21 protein-coding genes are annotated in these 24253 nt (G+C 71.4%); 11 read left to right on the top strand and 10 right to left on the bottom strand.

All coding sequences use genetic code 11. The features are described 5' to 3' along the window. The first annotated feature begins 128 nt into the window (after positions 1-128). Positions 129-989, top strand: coding sequence for a sulfurtransferase (locus ACQUST_RS00175; protein ID WP_435123717.1), 861 nt, complete (start codon positions 129-131; stop codon positions 987-989). A 141-nt stretch (positions 990-1130) separates the two neighbouring features. Here ACQUST_RS00175 and ACQUST_RS00180 read toward each other — a convergent pair whose 3' ends face one another. Next, positions 1131-2642, bottom strand: coding sequence for a stage II sporulation protein M (locus ACQUST_RS00180; RefSeq protein WP_435123718.1), 1512 nt, complete (start codon positions 2640-2642; stop codon positions 1131-1133). 171 nt (positions 2643-2813) lie between these two features. Between ACQUST_RS00180 and ACQUST_RS00185 the strand changes: the two genes are divergently transcribed. From ACQUST_RS00185 to uvrB, 3 genes are all read left to right on the top strand, one after another. Continuing rightward, positions 2814-3434, top strand: coding sequence for a transcription antitermination protein (locus ACQUST_RS00185; protein ID WP_435123720.1), 621 nt, complete (start codon positions 2814-2816; stop codon positions 3432-3434). 115 nt (positions 3435-3549) lie between these two features. Continuing rightward, positions 3550-4842 carry a PGF-CTERM sorting domain-containing protein gene (locus ACQUST_RS00190; RefSeq protein ID WP_435123722.1) on the top strand — a complete coding sequence of 431 codons (1293 nt, stop codon included), beginning with the start codon at positions 3550-3552 and terminating at the stop codon, positions 4840-4842. 263 nt (positions 4843-5105) lie between these two features. After that, on the top strand, positions 5106-7172 hold the full coding sequence (uvrB, locus tag ACQUST_RS00195; RefSeq protein WP_435123723.1) for an excinuclease ABC subunit UvrB: 2067 nt from the start codon (positions 5106-5108) through the stop codon (positions 7170-7172). 16 nt (positions 7173-7188) lie between these two features. Here uvrB and ACQUST_RS00200 read toward each other — a convergent pair whose 3' ends face one another. Next, a complete protein-coding gene (locus ACQUST_RS00200; protein ID WP_435123725.1) occupies positions 7189-8598 on the bottom strand; it encodes an MATE family efflux transporter in 1410 nt (469 codons plus the stop codon). Between the two features lie 111 nt (positions 8599-8709). Here ACQUST_RS00200 and lipA point away from each other — a divergent pair, with 111 nt between their 5' ends. The 4 genes from lipA to ACQUST_RS00220 all read left to right on the top strand — a co-directional run bounded on the left by lipA (position 8710) and on the right by ACQUST_RS00220 (position 13712). After that, complete coding sequence (gene lipA, locus ACQUST_RS00205) at positions 8710-9648, top strand: lipoyl synthase (RefSeq protein ID WP_435123727.1); 939 nt, start codon at positions 8710-8712, stop codon at positions 9646-9648. 271 nt (positions 9649-9919) lie between these two features. Then, positions 9920-11032 (top strand): pyruvate dehydrogenase (acetyl-transferring) E1 component subunit alpha, encoded by a 1113-nt coding sequence (pdhA, locus tag ACQUST_RS00210; protein WP_435123728.1) that lies wholly within the window; start codon positions 9920-9922, stop codon positions 11030-11032. Positions 11033-11034: 2 nt separating this feature from the next. After that, positions 11035-12036, top strand: a complete 1002-nt coding sequence (locus ACQUST_RS00215) for an alpha-ketoacid dehydrogenase subunit beta (protein WP_435123730.1) — start codon at positions 11035-11037, stop codon at positions 12034-12036. Between the two features lie 2 nt (positions 12037-12038). Further along, entirely contained in the window at positions 12039-13712 is a 1674-nt protein-coding gene (locus tag ACQUST_RS00220; protein WP_435123732.1) for a dihydrolipoamide acetyltransferase family protein, read from the top strand. Between the two features lie 223 nt (positions 13713-13935). On the opposite strand, the gene ACQUST_RS00225 is transcribed toward ACQUST_RS00220, so the two are convergent. The 3 genes from ACQUST_RS00225 to rnz all read right to left on the bottom strand — a co-directional run bounded on the left by ACQUST_RS00225 (position 13936) and on the right by rnz (position 17518). Then, positions 13936-15906: a DUF460 domain-containing protein gene (locus ACQUST_RS00225; protein WP_435123734.1), complete on the bottom strand. Its 1971-nt coding sequence runs from the start codon at positions 15904-15906 to the stop codon at positions 13936-13938. Between the two features lie 97 nt (positions 15907-16003). After that, the gene (locus ACQUST_RS00230) at positions 16004-16414 is read right to left on the bottom strand and encodes a hypothetical protein (protein WP_435123735.1); all 411 of its coding nucleotides are present in this window, start codon (positions 16412-16414) and stop codon (positions 16004-16006) included. 171 nt (positions 16415-16585) lie between these two features. Continuing rightward, complete coding sequence (gene rnz / locus ACQUST_RS00235; RefSeq protein ID WP_435123736.1) at positions 16586-17518, bottom strand: ribonuclease Z; 933 nt, start codon at positions 17516-17518, stop codon at positions 16586-16588. Positions 17519-17731: 213 nt separating this feature from the next. On the opposite strand from rnz, the gene ACQUST_RS00240 reads away from it, so the two are divergent. After that, positions 17732-18814, top strand: a complete 1083-nt coding sequence (locus ACQUST_RS00240) for a DUF4382 domain-containing protein (protein ID WP_435123738.1) — start codon at positions 17732-17734, stop codon at positions 18812-18814. Between the two features lie 40 nt (positions 18815-18854). Here ACQUST_RS00240 and ACQUST_RS00245 read toward each other — a convergent pair whose 3' ends face one another. Further along, a complete protein-coding gene (locus ACQUST_RS00245) occupies positions 18855-19388 on the bottom strand; it encodes a hypothetical protein (RefSeq protein ID WP_435123740.1) in 534 nt (177 codons plus the stop codon). A gap of 143 nt (positions 19389-19531) precedes the next feature. Between ACQUST_RS00245 and hisG the strand changes: the two genes are divergently transcribed. Continuing rightward, a complete protein-coding gene (gene hisG / locus ACQUST_RS00250; protein ID WP_435123742.1) occupies positions 19532-20440 on the top strand; it encodes an ATP phosphoribosyltransferase in 909 nt (302 codons plus the stop codon). 67 nt (positions 20441-20507) lie between these two features. Here the strand turns inward: hisG and ACQUST_RS00255 are convergent, their stop codons facing one another. Together ACQUST_RS00255 and ACQUST_RS00260 are read right to left on the bottom strand one after the other, a co-directional pair. Continuing rightward, on the bottom strand, positions 20508-20864 hold the full coding sequence (locus ACQUST_RS00255; RefSeq protein WP_435123744.1) for a DUF7473 family protein: 357 nt from the start codon (positions 20862-20864) through the stop codon (positions 20508-20510). Further along, positions 20864-21424 carry a TATA-box-binding protein gene (locus tag ACQUST_RS00260; protein WP_435123745.1) on the bottom strand — a complete coding sequence of 187 codons (561 nt, stop codon included), beginning with the start codon at positions 21422-21424 and terminating at the stop codon, positions 20864-20866. Before ACQUST_RS00260 ends, ACQUST_RS00255 begins: the two co-directional genes overlap by 1 nt. Positions 21425-21547: 123 nt before the next feature. On the opposite strand from ACQUST_RS00260, the gene ACQUST_RS00265 reads away from it, so the two are divergent. Further along, entirely contained in the window at positions 21548-22543 is a 996-nt protein-coding gene (locus ACQUST_RS00265) for a THUMP domain-containing protein (protein WP_435126051.1), read from the top strand. A gap of 51 nt (positions 22544-22594) precedes the next feature. On the opposite strand, the gene ACQUST_RS00270 is transcribed toward ACQUST_RS00265, so the two are convergent. After that, entirely contained in the window at positions 22595-23215 is a 621-nt protein-coding gene (locus ACQUST_RS00270) for a protein sorting system archaetidylserine decarboxylase (protein WP_435123746.1), read from the bottom strand. Beyond that, positions 23212-24252 carry an AAA family ATPase gene (locus ACQUST_RS00275; protein ID WP_435123747.1) on the bottom strand — a complete coding sequence of 347 codons (1041 nt, stop codon included), beginning with the start codon at positions 24250-24252 and terminating at the stop codon, positions 23212-23214. The genes ACQUST_RS00270 and ACQUST_RS00275 overlap by 4 nt, the downstream gene beginning before the upstream one ends. Between the last annotated feature and the right edge of the window lies 1 nt (position 24253).

Here is a 24253-nt window from a genome sequence, read left to right on the forward strand (position 1 = left end):
CGGGGAGCGAGACGTAGCCTCGCCGACACCGCGAAACAACCAGAAATACTTGCCTGTTCGCGAAACGAATGGCCGGGTCTGCCGGTGCTGCGGGTATTATGACGGGCGAACACGTACACCGGAACGCAATGTCAGACTACGCGAAGGACGTACTCGTCTCTCCGGAGTGGGTGGAGGACCACCTCGACGAGTTCCAGTCCGACGACCCGGCGTATCGGCTGGTCGAAGTCGACGTGGACACGGAGGCGTACGACGAGAGCCACGCCCCCGGCGCCATCGGCTTCAACTGGGAGACGCAGCTCCAAGACCAGGTGGAGCGAGACGTCCTCAAGCAGGACGACTTCGAGGAACTGAACGAGTCGCACGGCATCTCCGAGGACACCACGGTCGTCCTGTACGGCGACAACTCGAACTGGTTCGCCGCGTACACCTACTGGGAGTACAAGTACTACGGCCACGACGACGTGAAACTGGTCGACGGCGGCCGCGAGTACTGGGTGGAGAACGACTACCCGACCACCGACGAGGTGCCGTCGTTCCCGGAGACCGACTACGACGCCGACGAGGCCGACGAGTCCATCCGCGCGTACCGCGACGACGTCCAGGACGCCATCGACGCCGACGTGCCGCTCGTCGACGTCCGCTCGCCCGAGGAGTACAGCGGCGAGGTCCTCGCCCCGCCGGGCCTGCAGGAGACCGCCCAGCGCGGCGGCCACATCCCCGGCGCCCGCAACATCTCGTGGGCCGACGTCACCGACGAAGAGGGCAAGTTCCTGTCCGCAGAGGAGCTCGAAGAGCTCTACAGCGACGTGCTCGCCGAGGGCGACGACGAAATCGTCGCCTACTGCCGCATCGGCGAACGCTCCTCCGTCGCCTGGTTCGCGCTGCACGAACTCGTCGGCGCCGACCAGGCCGTCAACTACGACGGCTCGTGGACCGAGTGGGGCAACCTCGTGCGCGCCCCCATCGAGACCGGCAGCGGCGAGTAACGCCGCCGCCTCCATCCGCGTCCGCGACGACGACCCCGTCTCGACGCGTCTCTCTGTTTCCGCTTTCTCTCCGCCTCGACGCGTCTCCCCGTCCCCGTTTCCTCTCGATTCGCTCCGGCGACGAGCAGCGTCGCCCGCGACTCAGCCGAGCACGAGCGCCGCGACGCGCGGCGTCACGAACGCTTCGACGAACGCCGCGGCGACGAACACCACGGCGAGGCCGACGAACACCCGCGTCGCCCGCCGGAGTTCGTCGGCGACGGCCGCCGCGGTGGTCCGGCCGCGGACGGCGCGCCACCCGACGGCGCCGAGGTGGAGGCCGACCGCGGCGGAGACGGCGAGCGCCGGGAGTTCGACGACGCCGTGGGGCGCGACGAGCGCGAGGAACGCCGTCCGGTCGTAGATTCCGGCGAGCGCCCCGATCAGCGCGCCGTTGAACACCAGACCGGTCACGGCCGGCACCCCGAACGCGAGGCCGCCGAACGCGCCGCTGACGCCGACCAGCCAGTTGTTCGCGGCGATGGTGACGAACGGCCCGACGGGGACGGCGCCGAACGTCCCGGCGACGTCGTCGGGGACCGGCAGCCGGACGTCGTACGGCGCCGTCAGCCCGTAGCCCGCGGCGAGACCGGCAACCAGCACGGCCGCGGCGGCGACGGTGGCGGCGACGTGGCCGCGCACGAACCCGGCGAGCGCCCGGCAGCCGTCCGCGACCGCCGACGCGACGCGGCTCCGCGCGCTGCTGCGGTCGGCGGCGGGCAGCGACGCGTCGCCGTACAGCGCGACGACGAACGCGTCGAGGACCGGCGTCAGGAGCAGCGGAACCGCGACGCCGACGACGCGCCCCGCGGCGGCGACGTTCAGCGCCGCGGCGGCGACGCCGGCGGCGACCACGGCGCCCGCGGCGATGAGCGCGTACGCGACGGCGCGGACCGGACGCCGCCGGATGAAGCCGACGCTGCCGCGGACCGCGCCGCCGACGCCGACGTCGTCGACGACGACCGCGGCGGGCGCGAACGCCAGCAGGAAGGCGACGGCGACGGCGAACAGCACGCCGAGCAGCGCGACGAGGACGCCGGCGACGACGCCGACTGCGGTGCCGGTCGCGGCGAGCCCGACCGCGGCGACGACTGCGACGCCGAGGCCGGCGACGGGCAGCGCGCCGCGGAGCAGCGTCAGTCCGAGGAACGTCCGCCACCGCGCCGCGCCGGCGACGCCCGCGGCGAGCGGGTCGTCGCGGCCGTTCAGCGCCGCCAACACGGTCTCGTGGGTGATGGCGGCGGCGACGCCGCGACCGAGCAGCGCGACCACGACCGCGCCGAGGAGGCCGGCGACGAGCAGCGCGCCGACCGTCGGCGTCGCGAGCCCGGCCGCCGCCTCGGTGAGTTCGGGCGGCAGCGTGCCGCCGGAGACGATGGATTCGTCGTCCGCGGCGCGCTGGGCGTCGACGTACGCTTCGGCGACCGGCTCGATGCGGCCGGCGCGGGCGAGCAGCGCGACGGCGACGCCCGCGGCGGTCAGCAGCGGGACGCGCGCCGCCGGCAGGACGCCGAGCGCGAGCAGGTACGCGGGCAGTACTGCGGCGGGGCGGTCGAGGAGGACGCGGCCGGCGGCGGTCAGCGCGCCGCCGACGGACGGCGGGGAGTCCGACATGTGGGGACACTCCCGGCCGTCCGCCCTAAGCGTACCGCCGACGGACCGACCGCCGACCGACTGACCGACAGACTGACCGCCGACCGACCGTCGCCTCGCGAGCAGTTCGGTTCGGGGGCCGCCCGGCCCGCTGCCGGGGGTTTCAAGCGCCCGACTCACCTAGCTGTCCGCATGGACGCTGACGCTTTCGACGACGAGGTTCGCGACGCTCACGAGACGCCGCTGTCCCGGCTCGGCTCGTCGAAGTCGCTGTACGCGCTGACGGGCGGCGAGATGGCGGCCGACGCGGTCCGCGGCGCCGTCGCCGCCGAGTACGACGCCGCCGCGGAGACGTTCGAGGCGTGGAGCGCCGACGAGGGGAGCGGCGACGCGGCGGCGCTCTTCGGCGCCGTCGCCGAGGAGTCCCGCGACGCCCGCGACGCCGTCGCGCCGGACGACGGGCCGGCGGACCGCGACTACCCGGAGTACGAGACGCTCGCCGACCTGGACGCGTCGACGGCGCGCGCCGGCGGCCTGTACGCCCGGTGCCTCCTCGCGCACACGCGCGTCGCGCAGGCCGTCGGCTTCTTCGTCGGCGACGCCGACCCGACCACCGCAGCCGAGTTCCGCGGCCACCGCGACGACCTCGACGGGCGCCGCGAGGACGCGCTCGACCTGCTCGCCGAACTGTGCGACACCGACGACGACTGGGCCGCCGCCCGCAACGCCGCCGACGCCGTCGTCGAAGCCGCCTACGACGACTACGTCGACACGCTCGAAGGCATGGGCGTCCAGCCGAAGAACGTCTGCTGAGCCGGCAGCTACACGGAAACCCGCTCGTCCCCTCCCCGTCCCGTCCCGCTGCATCCGCCCGGCCGTCAGGCCTTTTGACGAGTCCGCGCTGGACACGACAACAGGTGTCCCCAGCATGACCGACGAGACCACTCAGCGACTGCGTTCGGCGGTGCTGACCGGGCTGCTGGTTCTGGCGGCGGTGACGGCCGGCGGAGCAGCCGCGGCGGCACCCGACCCCGCTCACCAGCCCGAAGCGGCCGCGTCACCGGCGGCCGCAACCACCGGCAGTACCAGCATCGCCGCCAGCACCACCGGCGCCAGCACCGCGAACGTCTCCGGCGGCGTCGCGTTCGCGTACGTCGACACGAGCACGAGCCAGCTCACGCTCGTCGGCGCCGACGGCGCGAGCCACGTCGTCGAGGAGTCCACGACCGCCGAAATCCTCGGGCCGCCCGCCGACCTCGACGACGACCCGGCGCTCGAAGTGCCGTACGTCGACTCCAGCGGCACCGTCTACGTCAACGACCGGACCGGCGAGGAGGTCGCGCTGACGGACAGCCAGGTCGCCGACAAGCAGCTGACCCGGCTCGCGACGGCCGACTGGGACGGCGACGGTCACGCCGCGGTGGTCTACGTCAACACGACGACCGACGGCGCCGACGTCTACCGCGTCGAGCCGTCGACCGGCGAGCGCGCCCGCGTTCTCGACCCCGCCTCCCCCGCGCAGGCCGTCCTCGGCGTCGGCCAGTTCGACGGCGACGGCGGCGCTGACCTCGTGTACGCGACCGCCGACTACGAGGTGAAGTACCTCGACCGCGCGACGGGCGACGTCGAGACGACGAACTACACCAGCGTCGGCGCCGACAGCAACGGGCTCGGCGTCGGCACCCTGACCGACTTCGACGGCGACGGCCAGGCGCGGCTCCCCGTCGTCGACGGCGAGAACGACGTCGTGCTGCTCGCCGCGAACGGCTCCACGACCACGGTCGCCGGCGGCGCCGACAAGGCACCGGTCGCCACGGTCGACTGGGTCGGCGACGCCCGACAGGAAATCCTGTACGTCGGCGCCAGCAGCGGCCAGATACGCTACGCGGCGCTCGACGGCTCCACCGGCGCGGTCCGCGTCGACAACAACACGGTGTCGCCCGCAGACAGCGCCGGAATCGCCGGCGCGCCGAACCGCGGAGCCGCCCGAAACGTCGACTCGTCGGTGCAGGAGGAACCGGGCGCGACGCCGACCGACTCGCCCGGCTCTGACTCAGCCGGGACCGACGCCACGACCACGGCGGACGGTACCGCCGCGACGGACGCCGAGACCGGCGCCGCCGCCGACGCGACGATTACGACCACTACCCCCGGGTTCACCGCGCTGCTCGGAGTCGTCGCGGTCGTCGGTGCTGCGCTGCTGGCCGCTCGCCGCGACTAACCGCGCGGCCGCCGACGCCGCACCGCTCTCGGGGACGCGGACCGCTGGCCCGGCGAACCGCGGACTGTTCTCCCGAGTCGCCCCGAACGTTCAAGTACGAATCCGCGGCCAGACGCCCGTATCACGTAGCGACGACCGCGGGGCACACACGGCGGGTGTGCGGCACACTGCTCCGCGAGCGGACCGACGGTGCCGCCTGTCAGCCACCAACCGGTCGCTGAGCGACCGCGTTCGTCAAGTGGCTTCGGCGCCTTCCGCGACCAATGAGTGAATCGGAAGGGCCGCTGTCGCCGGACCGGCCCGGAGCGGACAACGAGTTCCGCGTCGACGCGCCGTTCGACCCGGCCGGCGACCAGCCGGAAGCCATCGAACAGCTCGTCGAGGGGTACGAGTCGGGGATGACCGAGCAGACGCTGCTCGGCGTCACCGGCTCCGGGAAGACGAACACGGTGTCGTGGACCGTCGAGCAGCTCCAGCAGCCGACGCTCGTCATCGCGCACAACAAGACGCTGGCGGCGCAGCTGTACGAGGAGTTCAAGAACCTGTTCCCGGACAACGCCGTCGAGTACTTCGTCAGCTACTACGACTACTACCAGCCGGAGGCGTACGTCGAGCAGACGGACACGTACATCGACAAGGAGATGACGATCAACGAGGAGATCGACCGGCTCCGCCACTCCGCGACCCGGTCGCTGCTCACCCGCGACGACGTCATCGTCGTCGCCTCCGTCTCCGCCATCTACGGGCTCGGCGACCCGGCGAACTACCGGGCGATGGCGCTCGAACTGGAGGTCGGCGAGCAGGTCGGCCGCGACGAACTGCTCGCGCGGCTCGTCGACCTCAACTACGAGCGCAACGACGTCGACTTCCAGCAGGGGACGTTCCGGGTCCGCGGCGACACCGTCGAGGTGTTCCCGATGTACGGCCGGTACGCCGTCCGCATCGAGCTGTGGGGCGACGAGATCGACCGGATGCTGAAAGTCGACCCGATGCAGGGCGACGTGGTCTCCGAGGAGCCGGCCGTGATGGTCCACCCGGCGGAGCACTACTCGATTCCGGAGTCGGAACTCGAAACCGCGATCGACGAGATCGAGGACCTGATGGAGAAGCGGGTGCGGTACTTCGAGCGGAACGGCGACCTCGTCGCCGCTCAGCGCATCGAAGAGCGCACCACGTTCGACATCGAGATGCTGCAGGAGGCCGGCTACTGCTCCGGCATCGAGAACTACTCGGTCCACCTCTCCGACCGCGAGTCCGGCGACGCCCCGTACACGCTGCTGGACTACTTTCCCGACGACTTCCTCACCGTCGTCGACGAGTCACACCAGACCATCCCGCAGATAAAGGGGCAGTTCGCCGGCGACAAGTCACGGAAGGACTCGCTGGTGCAGAACGGGTTCCGGCTCCCGACGGCGTACGACAACCGGCCGCTCACGTTCGAGGAGTTCCAGGAGAAGACCAACCGGACGCTGTACGTCTCGGCCACCCCGGGCGACTACGAGCGGGAGCACTCCGAGCAGATCGTCGAGCAGATCGTTCGGCCGACCCACCTCGTCGACCCGAAAGTCGAGGTTGCGCCGGCGAAAGGGCAGGTCGACGACCTGCTCGACCGCATCGACGACCGCGTCGAGCGCGGCGAACGCACGCTGGTGACGACGCTCACCAAGCGGATGGCCGAAGACCTCACCGAGTACCTCGAAGAGAGCGGCGTCGACGTCGCGTACATGCACGACGAGACCGACACGCTGGAGCGGCACGAACTCATCCGGTCGCTCCGGCTCGGCGACATCGACGTGCTCGTCGGCATCAACCTCCTCCGGGAGGGGCTTGACATTCCGGAGGTGAGCCTCGTCGCCATCCTCGACGCGGACCAGGAGGGGTTCTTGCGGTCGGAGACGACGCTGGTGCAGACGATGGGGCGCGCCGCCCGCAACGTCAACGGCGAGGTCGTGCTGTACGCCGACGACACCACGGAGGCGATGGAGGCCGCCATCGACGAGACGCAGCGCCGCCGCGAAATCCAGCGCGAGTTCAACGAGGAGCACGGCTACGAACCCAAGACCATCGAAAAGGAGGTCGGGGAGACGAACCTGCCCGGCTCGCAGACCGACACGTCCGGCGTCGCCGGCAGCGACGTCGCCGACGAGGAGGAGGCGCACGCCCGGATTCGGGCGCTCGAAGACCGGATGGAGGAGGCCGCCAGCAACCTCGAGTTCGAGCTGGCCGCCGACATCCGCGACCGCATCCGGGAACTCAGCGAGGAGTTCGACGTCGACGCCGGCGACGACGGGGTCGCGCCGCCCGAACCGGAACGCGGCGTCGACTTCTGACGGACGGACGACCGGCTCAGTCCGCGGCGGTGCCGGACGAGTCCCCGGCGTCGTCGGCGGCGCGCTCGTGCAGGCCGGAGCCGGTGGAGTAGCGGAAGTAGCCGCAGAGGCCGACCGCGGCGACGACGTTCGACACCGTCACCGCCCAGAACGGGCCGAGCGCGCCGTAGCCGAGCGCGAACGCGCCGACGGCGGCGACCGGGACGCGGACCGCCCAGTACTGCAGCATCGTCGAGTACATGCTGACCTCGGTGCGGCCGGCGCCGTTGAACCCGGCTTCGACGGCGTAGATGGCGCCGAGCGCCCAGTACCCAAGCGCCAGTATCTGCAGGTACAGCAGCGCGTACCGGACGGTTTCGGCGTCGGCGCCGGGGATGAACAGGTCGACGATGACGCCGGGGAACGCCCACTGGAGCGCGCCGAGCGCGCCGAGCCCGACGGTCGCGGCGCCGACGCCGAGCCAGGTCGCTCGCGTCGCGCGGTCCGCGCGGTCGGCGCCGAGGTTCTGCCCGACGAGCGTCGTGCTCGCCTGGCTCAGCCCGATGGCGGGAACGAACGCGACCGTCGCGACGCGCGCGCCAACGGTGTAGGCGGCGAGCGCGGCGGCGCCGCCGGTCACCGAGATGATGGAGACGACGACGAGCCGCGCGACCTGCCGCGCGATGCTCTGGCCGGCTTTCGGCGCGCCGACCGTGACGAGTTCGCGGAACTCGGCGACGTCGACGTCGACCGCGCCGCCGTCGAAGTCGAAGCCGCCGTAGGCCGACAGCGCCACCGCGATACCGAGGAGGCCGCCGACGGCGTAGCCGACGAGCGTCGCGTAGGCGGCGCCGGCGATGCCGAGCCGCGGGAAGACGCTCCAGCCGAAGATGAAGAACGGGTCGAGGACGATGTTGACGCCGATGGCGACGAGGTTCATCGCGAGCGGCGTCCGGGAGTCGCCGGCGCCGAGGAAGCCGTACTCGAAGACGTCGCTGACGGAACTGACGAGGTAGGCGACCGCCATGGCGCCGAGGTACACCGCGGCGAGCCGGGCGACGTCGTCGCCGGGGTTGAACAGCCGGGTGACGTCGAGCGCGACGAGGTTCGCGACGACGGCGAGCACCGCCATGCTGCCGACGGCGGCGAGCAGCGCGTGGAACACGGTGCGGCGGGCGCCGTCGCCGTCGCCGTTGCCGACGCGCTGGGACACGAGGACGTGCTCGCCGGTGTACACCGCACCGACGACGGCGGCGAGCAACCCGATCATCGGTGCGGTCAGGCCGACCGCGGCGACCGCGTCGCCGCTCAGCCGGCCGAGCCAGAACACGTCGACGACCTGCTGGGCGACCAGCGCGAACTGCTGGGCGACGAGGGGAATCGAGAGGAACGCCAGCGCCTTGCCGAGCGACCCCTCGGTTATTTCCTCCGTCGAGACGTCGAACATATCGGTCGTTTTCTTCTCTTGACCGGACAGTAAAAATTTACCGATACGTGTCGCGTCGCTGTGGGGTCGACGCATCCGTATCCTTTTGCCGCCGGCGGTGAAGCATCCGGTATGAGCAGTCGGCGGCGGAAGCCGGACTGGCTGAAGATGCAGCCCCCCGCGGGCCAGCGCTTCACCGAGATCAAATCCACGCTGCGCGAGCACGACCTCCACACCGTCTGCGAGGAGGCGAACTGCCCGAACCTCGGCGACTGCTGGTCGGGCCGCGACGGCCCCGGTACCGCGACGTTCATGCTGATGGGCGACCGGTGTTCGCGCGGCTGTAACTTCTGTGACGTCGCCACCGGCGGCATGGAGCCGCTCGACCCCGACGAGCCCGCGAACGTCGCCGACGCCGTCGCCGAAATCGGGCTGGACTACGTGGTGCTCACCTCCGTCGACCGCGACGACCTCGCCGACGGCGGCTCGGCGCACTTCGCCGAGACCATCCGCGAAATCAAGCGCCGCGACGCCGACACGCTCGTCGAGGTGCTCATCCCGGACTTCGGCGGCGACGAGGCGGCCGTCCGCCGAATCATCGACGCCGGCCCGGACGTCATCGCGCACAACGTCGAGACCGTCGACCGGCTCCAGTGGCCGGTCCGCGACCGCCGCGCGACGTACGAGCAGACGCTCGACGTGCTCGAACAGGTCGACCGCGAATCCGACATCCGCACCAAGACCAGCATCATGCTCGGCCTCGGCGAGTACGACCACGAGGTGTACCAGACGCTCCGCGACCTCCGGGAGGTCGGCGTCGACATCGTCACGCTCGGCCAGTACCTCCAGCCGTCGGCGTCCCACCTCGACGTCACCGAGTACGTCCACCCGGACGTCTTCGACACGTGGCGGTGCGTCGCCGAGGAGGAACTCGGCTTCCTCTACTGCGCGTCCGGCCCGATGGTCCGGTCGTCGTACAAGGCCGGCGAGTTCTTCGTGGAGGCGCTGCTCCGCGACGGCGAATCGCCCGAGCAGGCCCGGACGATGGCGCGCGCCGCCGACGGCGACTGACTCGCGCCGCCGACGGCGACCGCCGGCGACACCTGCTTCGCGCCGGGCCACCCGTATTCTGAATCATCGTTTGTCCAGAACGCAGCGGAATTTTTCGTCGTTCACCGTCGACACCGGAAGTGTCCCTCGGCTGGCTGGACAATCTTGCAGAAGTCGGGGAGGGAACTGGACGGGGCGACGACGTCCGGCAGTATTTCTGTTCACAGTAAACTATTTACGAAAACACTATGCCGTGGGCGGGCCAGTCTACAGCCATGCGAAGGTGGGACCCGTGAGCACCCTCGAACGCGACCCGCGCGACGGGACGGTTCAGGTGCTCGACGAGGACGGCAGCGTCGTCGGCGACATCCCGGACCTGTCCGCCGACGAGCTGGTCGCGATGTATCGACACATGAAGCTGGCCCGCCACTTCGACCAGCGCGCCGTGTCGCTCCAGCGGCAGGGCCGCATGGGGACGTACCCGCCGCTGTCCGGCCAGGAGGGCGCGCAGGTCGGCTCCGCGATGGCGCTCGCGGACGACGACTGGCTCGTGCCGTCGTACCGCGAACACGCCGCACAGCTCGTCCGCGGCCTCCCGCTCGACCAGACGCTGCTCTACTGGATGGGCGACGCCCGCGGCGGCCGCGTCCCGGACGAGGCGAACATCTTCCCGGTCGCCGTCCCCATCGCCTCCCAGATTCCGCACGCCACCGGGATGGCGTGGGCGGACAAACTCCGGAACGGCGGCGACACCGACACCGCCGTCCTCTGCTACTTCGGGGACGGCGCCACCTCCGAAGGCGACTTCCACGAGGGGCTGAACTTCGCCGGCGTCTTCGACACCCCGAACGTGTTCTTCTGCAACAACAACCAGTGGGCCATCTCGGTGCCGCGCGAACGGCAGACGGCCTCCGAGACGCTCGCGCAGAAAGCCGTCGCGTACGGCTTCGAGGGCGTTCTCGTGGACGGCATGGACCCGCTGGCGGTGTATCAGGTGACGACGGAGGCGCTCGCGAAGGCGAAAGACCCCGGCGAGGACGAGCGCCGCCCGACGCTCATCGAGGCGGTCCAGTACCGGTTCGGGGCGCACACCACCGCCGACGACCCGTCGGTGTACCGCGAGGACGACGAGGTTGAGCGCTGGAAGGCGAAAGACCCGATTCCGCGGCTGGAGACGTTCCTGCGGAACCAGGGCATCCTCGACGACGACCGCGTCGACGCCATCCAGGAGTCCGTCGAAGACGAGGTGGCCGACGCCATCGACGCCGCCGAGTCCACGGAGCGCCCCGACCCCGAATCGATGTTCGACCACGTGTACGCAGAGCAGCCGCCGGGGCTCCGCGAGCAGGCGGAGTCGTTCGCGGCGTTCCGCGACGAACACGGCGACGAGCCGTTCTTGGAGTAACAATGAGTACGCACGACACAGACGCCACGCAGAACCTCACGCTCGTACAGTCGGTCCGCGACGCGCTCGCGACGGAGATGGAGCGCGACGACGACGTCGTCGTCATGGGCGAAGACGTCGGGAAGAACGGCGGCGTGTTCCGCGCCACCGAGGGCCTGTACGACGAGTTCGGCGAGCACCGCGTCATCGACACGCCGCTCGCCGAGTCCGGCATCATCGGCACCGCCATCGGGATGGCGGCGATGGGGATGAAGCCCGTCCCGGAAATCCAGTTCTCCGGGTTCATGTACCCCGGCTTCGACCAGATCGTCTCGCACATGGCGCGGCTGCGCGCCCGGTCGCAGAGCCGGTTCACGCTCCCGATGGTGCTGCGCGCCCCGTACGGCGGCGGCATCCGCGCCCCCGAACACCACTCGGAGTCGAAGGAGGCGTTCTACGCACACGAGGCCGGACTGAAGGTCGTGATTCCGTCGACGCCGTACGACACGAAGGGGCTGCTCATCTCGGCGATGCGCGACCCGGACCCGGTCGTGTTCCTCGAACCGAAGCTCATCTACCGCGCGTTCCGCGGCGACGTCCCCGAGGCGGACTACGAGGTCCCCATCGGCGAGGCGGCGGTGCGCCGCGAAGGCAGCGACGTCTCCGTGTTCTGCTACGGCGCCATGACCCGGCCCGCGCTGGACGCCGCGGCGGAACTCGAAGCGGACGGCGTCGACGCCGAAGTCGTCGACCTCCGCACCGTCTCGCCGCTCGACCGCGACGCCATCGTCGAGTCGTTCAAGAAGACCGGCCGCGCCTGCGTCGTCCACGAGGCGCCGAAGACCGGCGGCCTCGCCGGCGAAATCACGGCGATTCTCCAGGAGGAGGCGCTGCTGTACCAGGAGGCGCCGGTCCAGCGCGTCACGGGCTACGATGTCCCGTACCCGCTGTACGCCATGGAGGACTACTACATGCCGAACGCGACGCGGGTCGCCGAAGGTATCAGGGAGGCGGTCGAGTTCTGAGTATGGCGACGAAAGAGTTCAAACTCCCCGACGTCGGCGAAGGCGTCGCCGAAGGGGAACTGGTCAACTGGCTCGTCTCGCCCGGCGACACGGTCACGGAGGACCAGCCGGTCGCCGAGGTCGAAACCGACAAGGCGCTCGTCGAGGTGCCGAGCCCGTACGACGGCACCGTGAAGGAGCTGCTCGCCGAGGAGGGCGAGATGGTACCGGTCGGCGACGTCATCATCACCTTCGAGGTCGGCGAAGAAGCACCGGAAGGCGGTTCGGAGGCAGCCGAAGCCGGAACGGAGGCGGAAGCCGAGGCTGAATCCGAGGCCGAAGCGGCGCCGGCCGAGGAGTCCGCGGAGTCCGCGGAGTCCGCGGAGTCTGCGGAGTCCGCGGCGCCCGCGCCGGGGAGCGGCCGCGTGTTCGCGCCGCCGTCGGCGCGGCGGCTCGCCCGCGAACTCGGCGTCGACATCGGGGCCGTGCAGGGCAGCGGGCAGAGCGGCCGCATCACCGAAGCGGACGTCCGCGAGCACGCCGAATCCGGCGGCGGCGAGGCGTCCGAGTCGGCCGGTCCGAAGGACGTCGAGGTCGGGACGCGGCCCTCGGCGACGACGAAGCGCGGCGAGGAGTCCGCGTCGGCGGCGGCAGGCGGCGCGGAGGAAGGCGGCGCGGCGCCGAGCGGCGTCGAAGCCGCGGGCCGCGACCGGACGCTCGCCGCGCCGGCCACCCGCCGCGTCGCCGAGGAGGAGGGCGTCGACGTCGACGACGTGCCGACGGACGAACTCCGCGAGGGCGAAGCGTTCGTCGACGAGGCGCAGGTCCGGCAGTACGCTGACGCCGTGAAGCGAGCGAAAGCGGCGGAGGCCGAAGCGGCGACGGAAGCCGAACCGTCCGGCGCGGAGCCGTCGGCCGCGGAGTCCGGCGCAGAATCGGGGGCTGCCGCGGAGTCCGGCGCGGAGCCGGAGACGATTCCGTACCGGGGCGTCCGGCGCACCATCGGCGAGCAGATGCAGCAGTCGAAGTACACGGCGCCGCACGTCACCCACCACGACACCGCGACCATCGACGACCTGGTGGAGACGCGGACCGAACTCAAAGAGCGCGCCGCCGAACGCGACGTGAAGCTCACCTACCTGCCGTTCGTGCTGAAAGCCGTCGTCGCGGCGCTGAAAGAGCACCGCCACCTCAACTCCGAGCTCCGCGAGGACGACGACGAAATCGTCCTGAAATCCGAGTACAACGTCGGCATCGCGGTCGCGACCGACGCCGGCCTGATGGTGCCCGTCGTCGACGACGTCGACCAGAAGGGGCTGCTCGAAATCGCGTCGGAGGTGAACGACCTCGCCAGCCGCGCCCGCGACCGGTCGCTGAGCCGCGAGGAGATGCAGGGCGGGACGTTCACCGTCACGAACTTCGGCGCCGTCGGCGGCGAGTACGCGACGCCCATCATCAACTACCCTGAGACCGCGATTCTCGGCCTCGGCGCCATCGAAAAGCGCCCGGCCGTGAAGGAAGTCGACGACGGCGGCTTCATGGACGACGACGGGCCGTCCGAACAGGTCGTCCCGGCGCACACGCTGCCGCTGTCGCTCTCCATCGACCACCGCGTCGTCGACGGCGCGGACGCCGCCCGGTTCACGAACCGCGTCATCGAACTGCTGGAGAACCCGCAGCTCCTCCTGCTCGAGTAGGCCGGCCGGAGCCGCTGCGTCCCGCTCCGGCTCCGCCGTTTCTTCGGTCCGTGGTAAACAGTCACGTTCCACCTGAAACGGAGGGGTTGTGGCGGCGGCGGTCACGTCGCCTGCACGCGGTTCCCCGATATTTTTCTGAAGGACCGCAGAATCAGGGGTGCCACGAAGCCCCGGCCGTCCGTGTTGCTCGACCGGCTCCCGGTCCGCGGCGCGCTCGGCCGCGTCAGGTGCGTTCGCCGTCGGCGCGGTGCTCGGAGATGATTTCGTCCACCATCTCGACGGTCTGTTCGCGTTCGCGCTCCTCGGCGCGGTTCTCCCAGTCGTCGACGACGGCCTCGACGTCGCTCTCGCGGGCGACGGCGAGCTCGTCGACCTCCTGCAGCTGGACGTCGTCCGCGGGGCCGACCGGGACGCCGCGGTCGAACAGCACCTCGTCGGCCTCCTCCGAGAGGCCGCCGGAGCGCAGCACGACGCGGGGCTCCGTCTCCGCGAGCAGTTCGGCCGTCGCCCGGCCGGCGCCGGAGGCGTCGCGGAGGTAGACCACGTCGCCGGCGGCGAGCCCGTACTGGGCGTCGGCGTGCTCGATGGCGGTCTTCGTGAACTGGTCGACCACCTTCACCGGGACGAGGTCGCGGCCCTGCGCGACGTCGGCGAAGTTGTCGTGGTCGAGCTTCCACAGCGTCTTCAGCCGGTCGAGTTTCCCCTCCAGTTCTTCGACGCGCGCCTCGGCCTCGTCGCGTTCGTCCTCCAGCCGGTCGTTGTCGCGGCGGAGCCGCGTGACCTTGCGGTCCCGGCGGGCCGCGCGGCGCTCCTCGCGGCGCGCCTCCGACAGCTCCGCTTCGAGTTCCTCGATGCGGTCGTCCTTCGCGTCGAGGTCGTCGTTCAGGTCGTCGACGTGCGACTGGAGCCGGTCGACCTGCTCCTCCAGGTCGCGGATGCGCTGCTCTTCGGCCGTGAGTTCGCGCTGCTCGTGCTCCTCGTCGCCGTCGTCGTCCGGCTCGTCGTCCGAGAGGTCGCGCAGCACGGCCTCGACCGACTCCTCGCCGGCGACGACGCGCGAGATGACTTCGCCGCGCTCGATGCCGGCCGGCACCTTCCGGGTGACGCGGTCGAACTGGTCGGCGTGGGCGTCGTAGGCGTACAGCGCGGCGGCGAGCGCGTCGCGCTCGTGGTCGTTGTCGTAGGCGGCGTCCTCGGTGCGGTGGAGCTTCTCGTCGACCGGCAGGTCGGCGTCGGGCACCCAGCCGGCGGCGTCGAAGCTCCGCCGGAACTTCTCGACTGTTTCGGGCATCGGGTTCACGTCGGCGGCGACGATGACCGGGCGGCCGCGCTCGACGAGCCACTCGATGACGTCGGCGGTGTCGGCGGTCCGGGTCGACAGCACGTCCAGCGGGTTCCCGTCCAGGTCGAGGACGGCGGCGGCGGTCGTCGTCCCCGGGTCGATGCCGACGATGACGTGGTCGCGGCGCTTCGCCAGCGGCTCGAACTCGATGCCGTCGCGGCGCTCCCGCTCGATTTCGACGCGGGTGTCGCCCGAGCGGTGCTGGGACACCGGGACGTCCTCGGGCCGCCCCTGCACCGTGAACACGGCGTTCGAGAAGCCGCCGTACTTCTCGGTGACGTCGCGGTCGTACTCCAGGTTCGCGTCTTTCAGTTCGGACTCGACCTGGCGGGCGCGCCGCTTCACGCTGCCGTGGATGCGGCGCGTGTACCGGTCCTGGCTCCACCCGCCCTTGCCGGTGGAGCGGCCGCGAGACACCTTCACCGTCGTCGTGTCGGTGAAGGCGGACACCTCGTAGCCGACGTTCGCGGCGGCGAGCCGCGCGGCGGCCTCGGCCTCCTTCATCGGCTCTTTCCCGTACGGGACGCCGTGGCGGGAGGCGACCCGCGAGAGCGGTTCGGGCCGCTCCGCGCCGGTCACCTGCACCAGCCGCGTGCCGTGCGGCAAAGAGCCGAGCAGGTGGACGAGCGCGGACTTGTCCTCCGCGAGCTCGTACATGTTGTCGGTGGCGACCAGCGCCGGCTCCTCCGAGTCGATGAGCCGCCGCAGCTTCCGGTGGCTGACGACGTCCCGCGTCAGCGACTCGCCGTCGAAGACGACGAGTGCGTACGACGGCGCGTCGCCGCGGATGTCGCCGCTCTGCACGTCGACCCCGAACACGACGGAGTCGAGCGCGCTCGTCCGGGCGTTCACGGTGTTCATTGGTCGGCCGCGGCGTAAAAACTCCGCGCCGTTGCCGGGTGTTCACGGCCCCCGTGGGTCACGGTCACACCGCGGAGCAGTCGGACGGTCACGGCTCCCGGTCCGGCGGGAACCGGTCCGCACGGACCACGCCGCGGACCGTCGCTGCGAACCGCCGGAACGTCGAACTGCGCCCCTTCTCGACGTACGCGGCGGCGGCGCTGCGCACGTCGGCCGGGACGTCGCCGATTCGGGCGCCGGTGACCACGACGACGGGCGCGCCGAGCCCGGCCCACTCTGCCCGCGCGACGTCGTCTCGTCCCCGCGGGTCGACCGCGACGCAGTCCACGTCGCCGCCGGCGGGTGCGGCCTCGTCGAAGCCGGCGGCGCCGGTGACCGCGATGTCGTCGCGTGCGAGCAGCGCCGTCGCGGCCGCGCGGAACTCCTCGTGCGGGTCCACGAGCAGCGCCGTCACGGTCCGTTCGGCCTCCTCCGCCGTGGATGCGTGTGCTGCTGCCATCGCGTCACCGGTTCGCCGTCCGGGGCTTAAGCGGCGCTATGAGGGAGCCGTCGCGCACGTGTGAGAAACGTACACGTGGATTCGTCGCGCCGGTAGCCGTCGCGGCGGTGGCCGTCGAGACGGTGCTGGCCGTGCCGCTCGGCGCGGCGGCCGGGCGGCGGAGTCGGCCGGTCAGTCGCCGTCCGGGAACGGCACCGCGACCTCGTCGCCGTCGTCCGGGACGAACACCTCGCCGTCGAACACCGCCGCCGCCTCCGATTCGAGTTCGTCGACGCGGCCGGCGTACCGCGAGGAGACGTGGACGAGCGCGAGCCGTTTCGCGTCGGCGCGCCGGGCCACGTCGGCGGCCTCCTTCGCCGTCGAGTGCGCCGTCTGCCGCGCGCGGTCGGCGTCCGCCTCCGTGAACGTCGCGTCGTGGACGAGCAGGTCCGCGTCCGCGGCGGCGTCCACCGTCGATTCCACCGGGCGGGTGTCGCCGGTGTAGACGAACGTCCGGCCGGGCCGCGGCGGCCCGACCACTTCGTCGGGCTGCACGACGGTTCCGTCGTCCAGTTCCACCGGCTCGCCGCTGTGCAGTGTGCCGTACTTCGGCCCCGGCGGAATCCCGAGTTCCTCCTCGGCCTTCTCGCGGTCGAACCGGCCCTTCCGGTCGGATTCGACCAGCGCGTACCCCATCGACGAGGTGCGGTGCTGCGTCTCGAACGTCCGTATCTCGTACTCCTCGCGGTCGACGGCGACGTCGCCCGGCGCGACCTCCCGCACCCGGACCGGGAACCCCGGGTCGTGGTCGCCGGCGCGGACGAGCGACTCGACGGTCCGCTTCGACCCCGGCGGCCCGTGGATGGTGAGCGGGTCCTCGCGGTCGTTGAAATCGAGGCTCTGGACGAGCCCCGGGATGCCGAGGATGTGGTCGCCGTGCATGTGCGTCAAGAAGACGTGCTCGAAGCCGAAGCCCGTGGAGAACCGCATCATCTGCCGCTGGGTCCCCTCGCCGCAGTCGAACAGCAGTTCGTCGCCTTCGCGGTTCACGTACAGCGCGCTCGGCGCGCGCTCCACGGTCGGTACCGCGCCGCTCGTCCCGAGGAAAGTGACCCGCAGCGTCATGCCCGCACCTGCGGCGCCCGGCGGTGAAACGCTGTCGAACCGCGGCCGCTCCGTCGCCGCCGCGGACCGGTCCCCGCAGCCGCCGCTGACCGCCCCCGAGACCGCCGCGCCGCGGCGACGGCCGTTCACGGCGCCGTATCCGGATTAATTCGGCTGAATCGGGCTTCGGGGGGTCCTATTTATAACCGGGTCGCGGCCGTCACGTCGACGTGCATGACCGAACACAGGACCTGGGCCGCCGTGGGAGCGGCCCTGATGCTGCTGCTCGCGGGCTGTAGCGGCGGCCTCACCGGGCCGTCCGGCTCCGGCGGCGGCGACGGCACGGGCACCGTGAACTTCTACGTCAGCGACCAGCAGAACGCCATCGACCAGTTCGAACACCTCAACGTCACCGTCACGCAGGTGACGCTCGTCAGAGCCGAGGGCGCGGCGAACAGTTCGACCGACGGCGACGCAGACGCCAACGCGACCGCCGAGGCCGGCGCCGACGGGCAGGTCACGTACGACGTCTCGAACGTCACGGTCGACCTGACGGAGCTGCAGGGCGCGAACGCCTCGAAACTCGGGTCGTTCGGCGTCCCGGACGGCCAGTACGACAAGGTGTTCGTCTACGTCAGCGACGTCGACGGGACGCTCACGAGCGGCGAGTCGGTGCGGGTGAAACTGCCGTCCAGCAAGCTCCAGATCACGAAGCAGTTCACCGTCGGGAACGGCGAGGAGGTCGACTTCGTCTTCGACATCTCGGTGTTCAAAGCCGGGAACTCCGGGAAGTACGTCCTGAAGCCCGTCGTGAGCCAGTCCGGCACGGGCGACCAGGTCGAAATCAGGGAGACGGGCGACCGGAAGCAGAAGCAAACGCAGAAGCAGAAACAGAAGCGCGGAGCCGGTGACGACGCGAACGAGACGGCGACGGCGCTGAACGCCTCGTTCGTCGGGAGCGTCGCGGCCGGCGAGAACGCCACCGTGTCGGTGACGCGGAACGGCACCGCGGTCGAGAACGCCTCGGTTCGCGTCACCCAGCACGTCGACGGCGAACTGTCGGTGACGACCGAGACGACGACCGGCAACGGCACCGCGACGTTCGCCGTGGCCGCGAACGCGACGAAACTGACCGTGCTCGTCGAGGACGGCGACGACGACGTCGAACTCGAGCGGGGGTTCGGCGACGCCGACGCGGAAACCACGACCACCGACGACGACAGCGGAGCGGGCAACGGAAACGGCGGTAACGCCGGAAACGGCGGCGGCAACGGGAACGGCGGTAACCCGGCCGTCCGCGCCGAACTGCTCGGCTAACGCCGATTATCGCCGGCCGACCGGTGCGGTAGTCGCGCGGTCAGGACTCGTTTTTCGCGCCGCCGGAGACGCTGCGGCCGGCGCCGGCGCTGCCGCTCGTCGCGCCGGCGGAGGCGTAGTTGACGCCGACGTACTCGCCGTCGACGGTCAGTAGCAGCGTGTAGTCACTCGGGAGCGTGAGGTTCGCGGCGAACCGGGCTTCGGGCCGGCCGGCGTCGCAGGCGGTCCGGTTCGCCGGCTGCTCCGTTCGGACGGCGAGTCGGTACGTGCCGGGCGCGATGCGGTCGAAGCGGGCGTCGAGCGCGACGTTCGGGTCGTCGACGGTGACGTTCTCGCGGAGCGTCAGGTCGGCGCCGGAGCCGTTCGGCGCGCTGACGGTGCGGTCGACCGCGCCTTCGGCGGCCGGGTCGACGCAGCCGACGCTCACAGTGTCGAACTCCTGGAGGGCGGCGTCTGGCTGGGAGGCGAACGGGCTGTCCGTGGAGACGGCCACGGCGGTCGCGGCGCCGCCGGCAGCGACGCCGACGGCGAACGCGACCGCGGCGGCCGCGAGGAGGGAAGTGCGGGAGACCATGCGTCCTGTCGGTATCGCGCCGCCGCAATCAGCGTTGCCGTCCGCGCTTGGACGCCGGACGCCGACTGCGGCGACTCCGGGCTGTGCCGTGGCGCCGTGTGCGGAGGGAAAGACAGTTCCCGGCTCCCCCCGTCGGCTCGCGTATGCGCATCGCCGTGCCCAACAAGGGGCGCCTGCACGAGCCGACGATGGAGCTGCTGGAGCGGGCGGGGCTGCACGTCGAGCAGACCGCAGACCGGCAGCTGTACGCGGAGACGGTCGACCCGGACGTGTCGGTGCTGTTCGCGCGGGCGGCCGACATCCCGGAGTACGTCGCCGACGGCGCGGCCGACCTCGGCGTCACCGGCCTCGACCAGGCGCGCGAGTCCGGCCACGACCTCGCGGACCTGCTCGACCTGGAGTACGGCCGCTGCCGGCTGGTGCTGGCCGCGCCGGAGGACGGCGACATCACGTCGCCGGCGGACGTCGCGGGCCGCACCGTCGCCACCGAGTTCCCGACGATTACGCGGCGCTACTTCGACGACCTCGGCATCGACGCCGAAGTCGTGGAGGTGACGGGCGCGACCGAACTGACGCCGCACGTCGACATGGCCGACGCCATCGTCGACATCACGTCGACCGGGACGACGCTGCAGGTGAACCGGCTCGCCGTCGTCGACGAGGTGCTCTCCTCCTCCGTCCACCTGTTCGCGCGGCGGGACGTCGCCGACGACGGGAAGGTGCAGCAGGTCGTCACCGCCTTCGAGTCGGTGCTGACCGCCGACGGCAAACGCTACCTGATGATGAACGCGCCGCGCGACCGCCTCGACGACGTCAGAGACGTGATTCCCGGGATGGGCGGCCCGACCGTGATGGACGTCGCGGATTCGGCCGACCCGGCGTCGGTCGGGGGAGAAAACGGCGAGAACGGCGAGGCGGGAAGCGACGGGAAGGACCGCGTCGCCGTCCACGTCGTCGTCGACGAACGGAAGGTGTTCGAGGTCATCACGGACCTGAAGCGCGTCGGCGCCAGCGACATCCTCGTCACCGAAATCGAGCGGCTCGTCGAATAGCGGCCGGCCCAGCGGTCGACTCCACGGTCGGTTCCGCGGTCGGCTGCCCGTCCGGTTCCGCAGCCGCTCAGCCGGGCGCGGTCTGATAGATCGCGAGCAGGCTGTTGACCGAGTAGGCGAGGATGACGGTGAGCGCGTAGTGCATCGCGGTGACGATGGCGGTGCTGCGCGCCGGCAGGTCGTAGACGGCGTAGATGACGGCGAAGTCGGCGACGAGCGCGAACGCGATGACGGCGTACACCGGGAGGACGGCGGCGGTGAGGCTGACGAGCGCCATCGTGACGCCCGGGGCGACGGCGAGCCGGAGGGAGGCGCGGTCGCCCATCACGAAGTACGCGGCGGCGTTCGCAAGCAGCGTCGACAGCAGCGCGATGAGCAGGAAGCCGCCGACGAGCGGGGCGAGCGCGGCCTGCAGCGGCGCCATCACTCCAGCAGCCCGAGCTCGGAGAGCCGCTCGGTGATGACGTCGACGGCGGCCTCGGCGTCGGCGGGCTTCTTCCCGCCGGTGATGACGAGCTTCCCGGAGCCGAACAGCAGCGCGACGACGTCCGGCTCGTCGATGCGGTACACCAGTCCCGGGAACTGCTCCGGCTCGTACTCGATGTGTTCGAGGCCGAGGCCGATGGCGATCGCGTTCAGGTTCAGCGACGTCCCGAGGTCGGCGGACGTCACGATGTTCTGCACCGTGATCTCCGGGTCCTCCTCGATGGGAATCTGGAGGTCGCGGAGCTCGTCGAACACGATGTGCAGCGCCTCGTGGACGTCCTCGGTCGACTCGGCGCCGGTGCAGACGATCTTGCCGGACCGGAAGATGAGCGCCGCGCTCTTCGGGTCCTGCGTGCGGTACACCAGCCCCGGGAACTGCTCGGGGTCGTAGTCGGCGCCTTCGAGGTCCATCGCCACGGTCTGGAGGTCGAGCTCCTGCTCGATGCCCGTCGACGCCACGACGTTCTGAATCTCTATCGTCTCCTTGGGGTCGACCATCGTCTCTCTATTTAAACGTGGGAGGTACCGGGTTAAAGTAGTACCGCCGCGCCCGGCCGCGGTTGGCCGGGGCGAGCCGCGGCCTTCAAGCCCGGCGGCGCCGCAGACCGGGACGTGTACGGGCTGGAGTTCGCCGGCGAGGAGGACGAGTTCGCGGCGCTGGAGGCCGGGACCGCAGCGGCCGGCGTCGACGTCGTGGCGCCGGGCGTCGCCGTCGCCGACGCCGTCGCCGTCGACCGCGTCCCCGGACTGGCGTACACGCGGACCGCGCTGGACCTGCTCGGCCGCACCGACGCGGACCCGCGGAGCGCCCGCGCCGTCGTCGACGCCGCCGAAATCGACCGCTCCCGCGACGACACCGTCGCCGTCCGCGCGCGCGTCGTCCGCGACTCCGCCGACGTCTCCACCGGCGACGCCGAGCGCGCCTGCGGCGCCGCGCTCACCGACCGCGGCTTCTCGGTCGACCTCGACGACCCCGACCACGTGCTCCGCGTCCTGTTCGCCGCCGACACCTGCCTCGTCGGCTGGGTCGCCGCCGAGTCCGTCCGCGACTTCGCCGACCGGAAGCCGACCGACCGGCCGTTCTTCCAGCCGGGCAGCATGGCGCCGATGGACGCCCGGGCGTACGCCAACCTCGCCGGCGCCGGCCCCGACGCCCGCATCGTCGACCCGATGTGCGGCACCGGCGGCGTCCTCATCGAAGCCGGCCTCGTCGGCAGCGACGTCGTCGGCAACGACGCCCAGCGGAAGATGGTGCGCGGCGCCCGCGAGAACCTCGCGCACTACCTCTCCGGCGACGCGGACCGCGCCGCGCACGCCGCCGACCACGCGGTCGTCCGCGGCGACGCCACCGCGCTCGGCCTCCGCGACGACGTCGCCGACGGCGTCGTCTTCGACGCGCCGTACGGCCGCCAGTCGAAAATCGAGACGCACCGGCTGGAGGACCTCGTCGCCGGCGCGCTCCGCGAGGCCGCCCGGATCGCGCCGCGCGGCGTCCTGGTCGCCGACCGGTCGTGGCGCGAGGCGGCCGTCGACGCCGGCTGGACCGTCACCGACACGTTCGAGCGCCGCGTCCACCGCAGCCTCGTCCGGTACGTCCACGTCCTCGAACGGGAGTGAGCCGGCGGCGACGCCGCTGAGAAGTCGTCGCTTCGTCGTCTCGCTCCTGAATCAGTCGTCGTTGCCGCCGTCAGTGTCCTCGTCGTCGCGTCGCGCGACCACGGATTCGCCGGCGCGGACGGCGTCGCCGCGGCTGACGCGGACGTCCGCGACGTCGTACTCCGGCGGGAGGACCACGTCGGCCCGCGAGCCGAACGCGATGTGGCCGATGCGGTCACCCCGTGTCACCGATTCTCCAGGTGAAACGTAGGGGGTGATTCTGCGGGCGAACCAGCCTGCGATAAGCGCACCGTCCGCGGCCCCGACGCGGTACTCGACGCGTTCGTTTCGACTGGAGTCCTTCGTGAACGCCGGGCGGTGGGCGGCGCCGCGGTGGTCGACGCGGGTGACGTCGCCGCCGACCGGGGCGCGCGTGACGTGGACGTCGAGCGGGCTCATGAACACGCCGACGCGGACGCGGTCGCCGTCCTCGCGGAGCACGGAGACGTGGCCGTCTGCCGGCGAGAGCACGCCGTCGCCCGCCGGGGAGCGCGGCGGGTCGCGGAAGAACCAGACGACGAACGCCGCGGCGGCGACGAGCGCGGCGGCGGCCGGCGGGAACACGACGAGCGCCGGGGCCGCGGCGACGAGCGCGGCGAGCGCGTACCTGCGGCCGCCGGGCGCCAGCCTCATTCGGCGTGAATCGGGGTCCGCGTCGTGTCGCGGCCGGCGGCCCACGCCGCGAGCAGGTGCGTGACGTGCAGCCGGTCGTCGGTGCCCTCAGACAGCTCCACGTCGACCTCGCCGGCGAGCTTGTGGAGCCGCGCGACCTCGTCGGCCGACGCGTCGGACTTCGACCGCGCGACGCGCAGCACCTCGCGGAGCAGGTCGCCGCCGTCGAACCCGGCGTCGTGAAGCAGGTCGTCGACGACGCTGCGCGCCTCCGCGAGGTCGCCGTCGCGGGCGGCGGTGATGGCGTCCAGCACGTCCTCGTCGGTGCCGACGTCGTTCAGCGTCTCGTAGGCGGCCTGCATCGTCAGTTCGCCGTGGTCGACGGCGGTCGCCTGCGCGGACAACACCGCCTCCCGGAGGTCGCCGCCGGCCGCGGACGCGACGAACTCCAGGCCGTCGTCGTCGTAGTCGACGTCCTCGTCGTCGCAGATGTCGGCGAGCACCGCGATCGTCTCGTCGGTGGTCGGCGCCCGCACCGGCACCGGGAAGCACCGCGACCGAATCGGCGGAATCAGCTTCGAGGGCTGCCGCGTCGTGAGGACGAACTGCGTCGTCCGGTGGTGCTGCTCCATGACGCGGCGCAGCGCCTGCTGGAAGTCCTCCCGAATCGCCTCGGCGTTGTCCAGCACGACCGTCTTGAACTCGCCGCTCATCGGCGCGTTCGCCGCCGACTCCTTCAGCACCCGGTTTATCATGTCGCGTTTCGCCATCCGGCTCCGCCCTTCGAGGAACGACGCGAACCGCGGGTCGGTCCGAATCTCCTTTTTTGTCCGGTCGAAGAAGTCCGCGACGTTGATCTCGATGAGGTCGTTGTCCGGGTCCTCGTGCGTCTCCCGCGCCAGCGCGCGCACCGCCGCGGTCTTCCCGACGCCCGGCGGCCCCTGCACCACGAGGTTCATCGGCTCGGCGGCCGCCCGCGACAGCCGGTCGCGCACCTCCGCCTGCGGCACCTCCGACAGCGACGGGGCGTGCGTGTCGGTCCACAACGGGCCGTCCATT

The sequence above is a fragment of the Halobaculum sp. D14 genome (assembly GCF_051195135.1).
Taxonomy (GTDB): Archaea; Halobacteriota; Halobacteria; order Halobacteriales; family Haloferacaceae; genus JBNTKA01.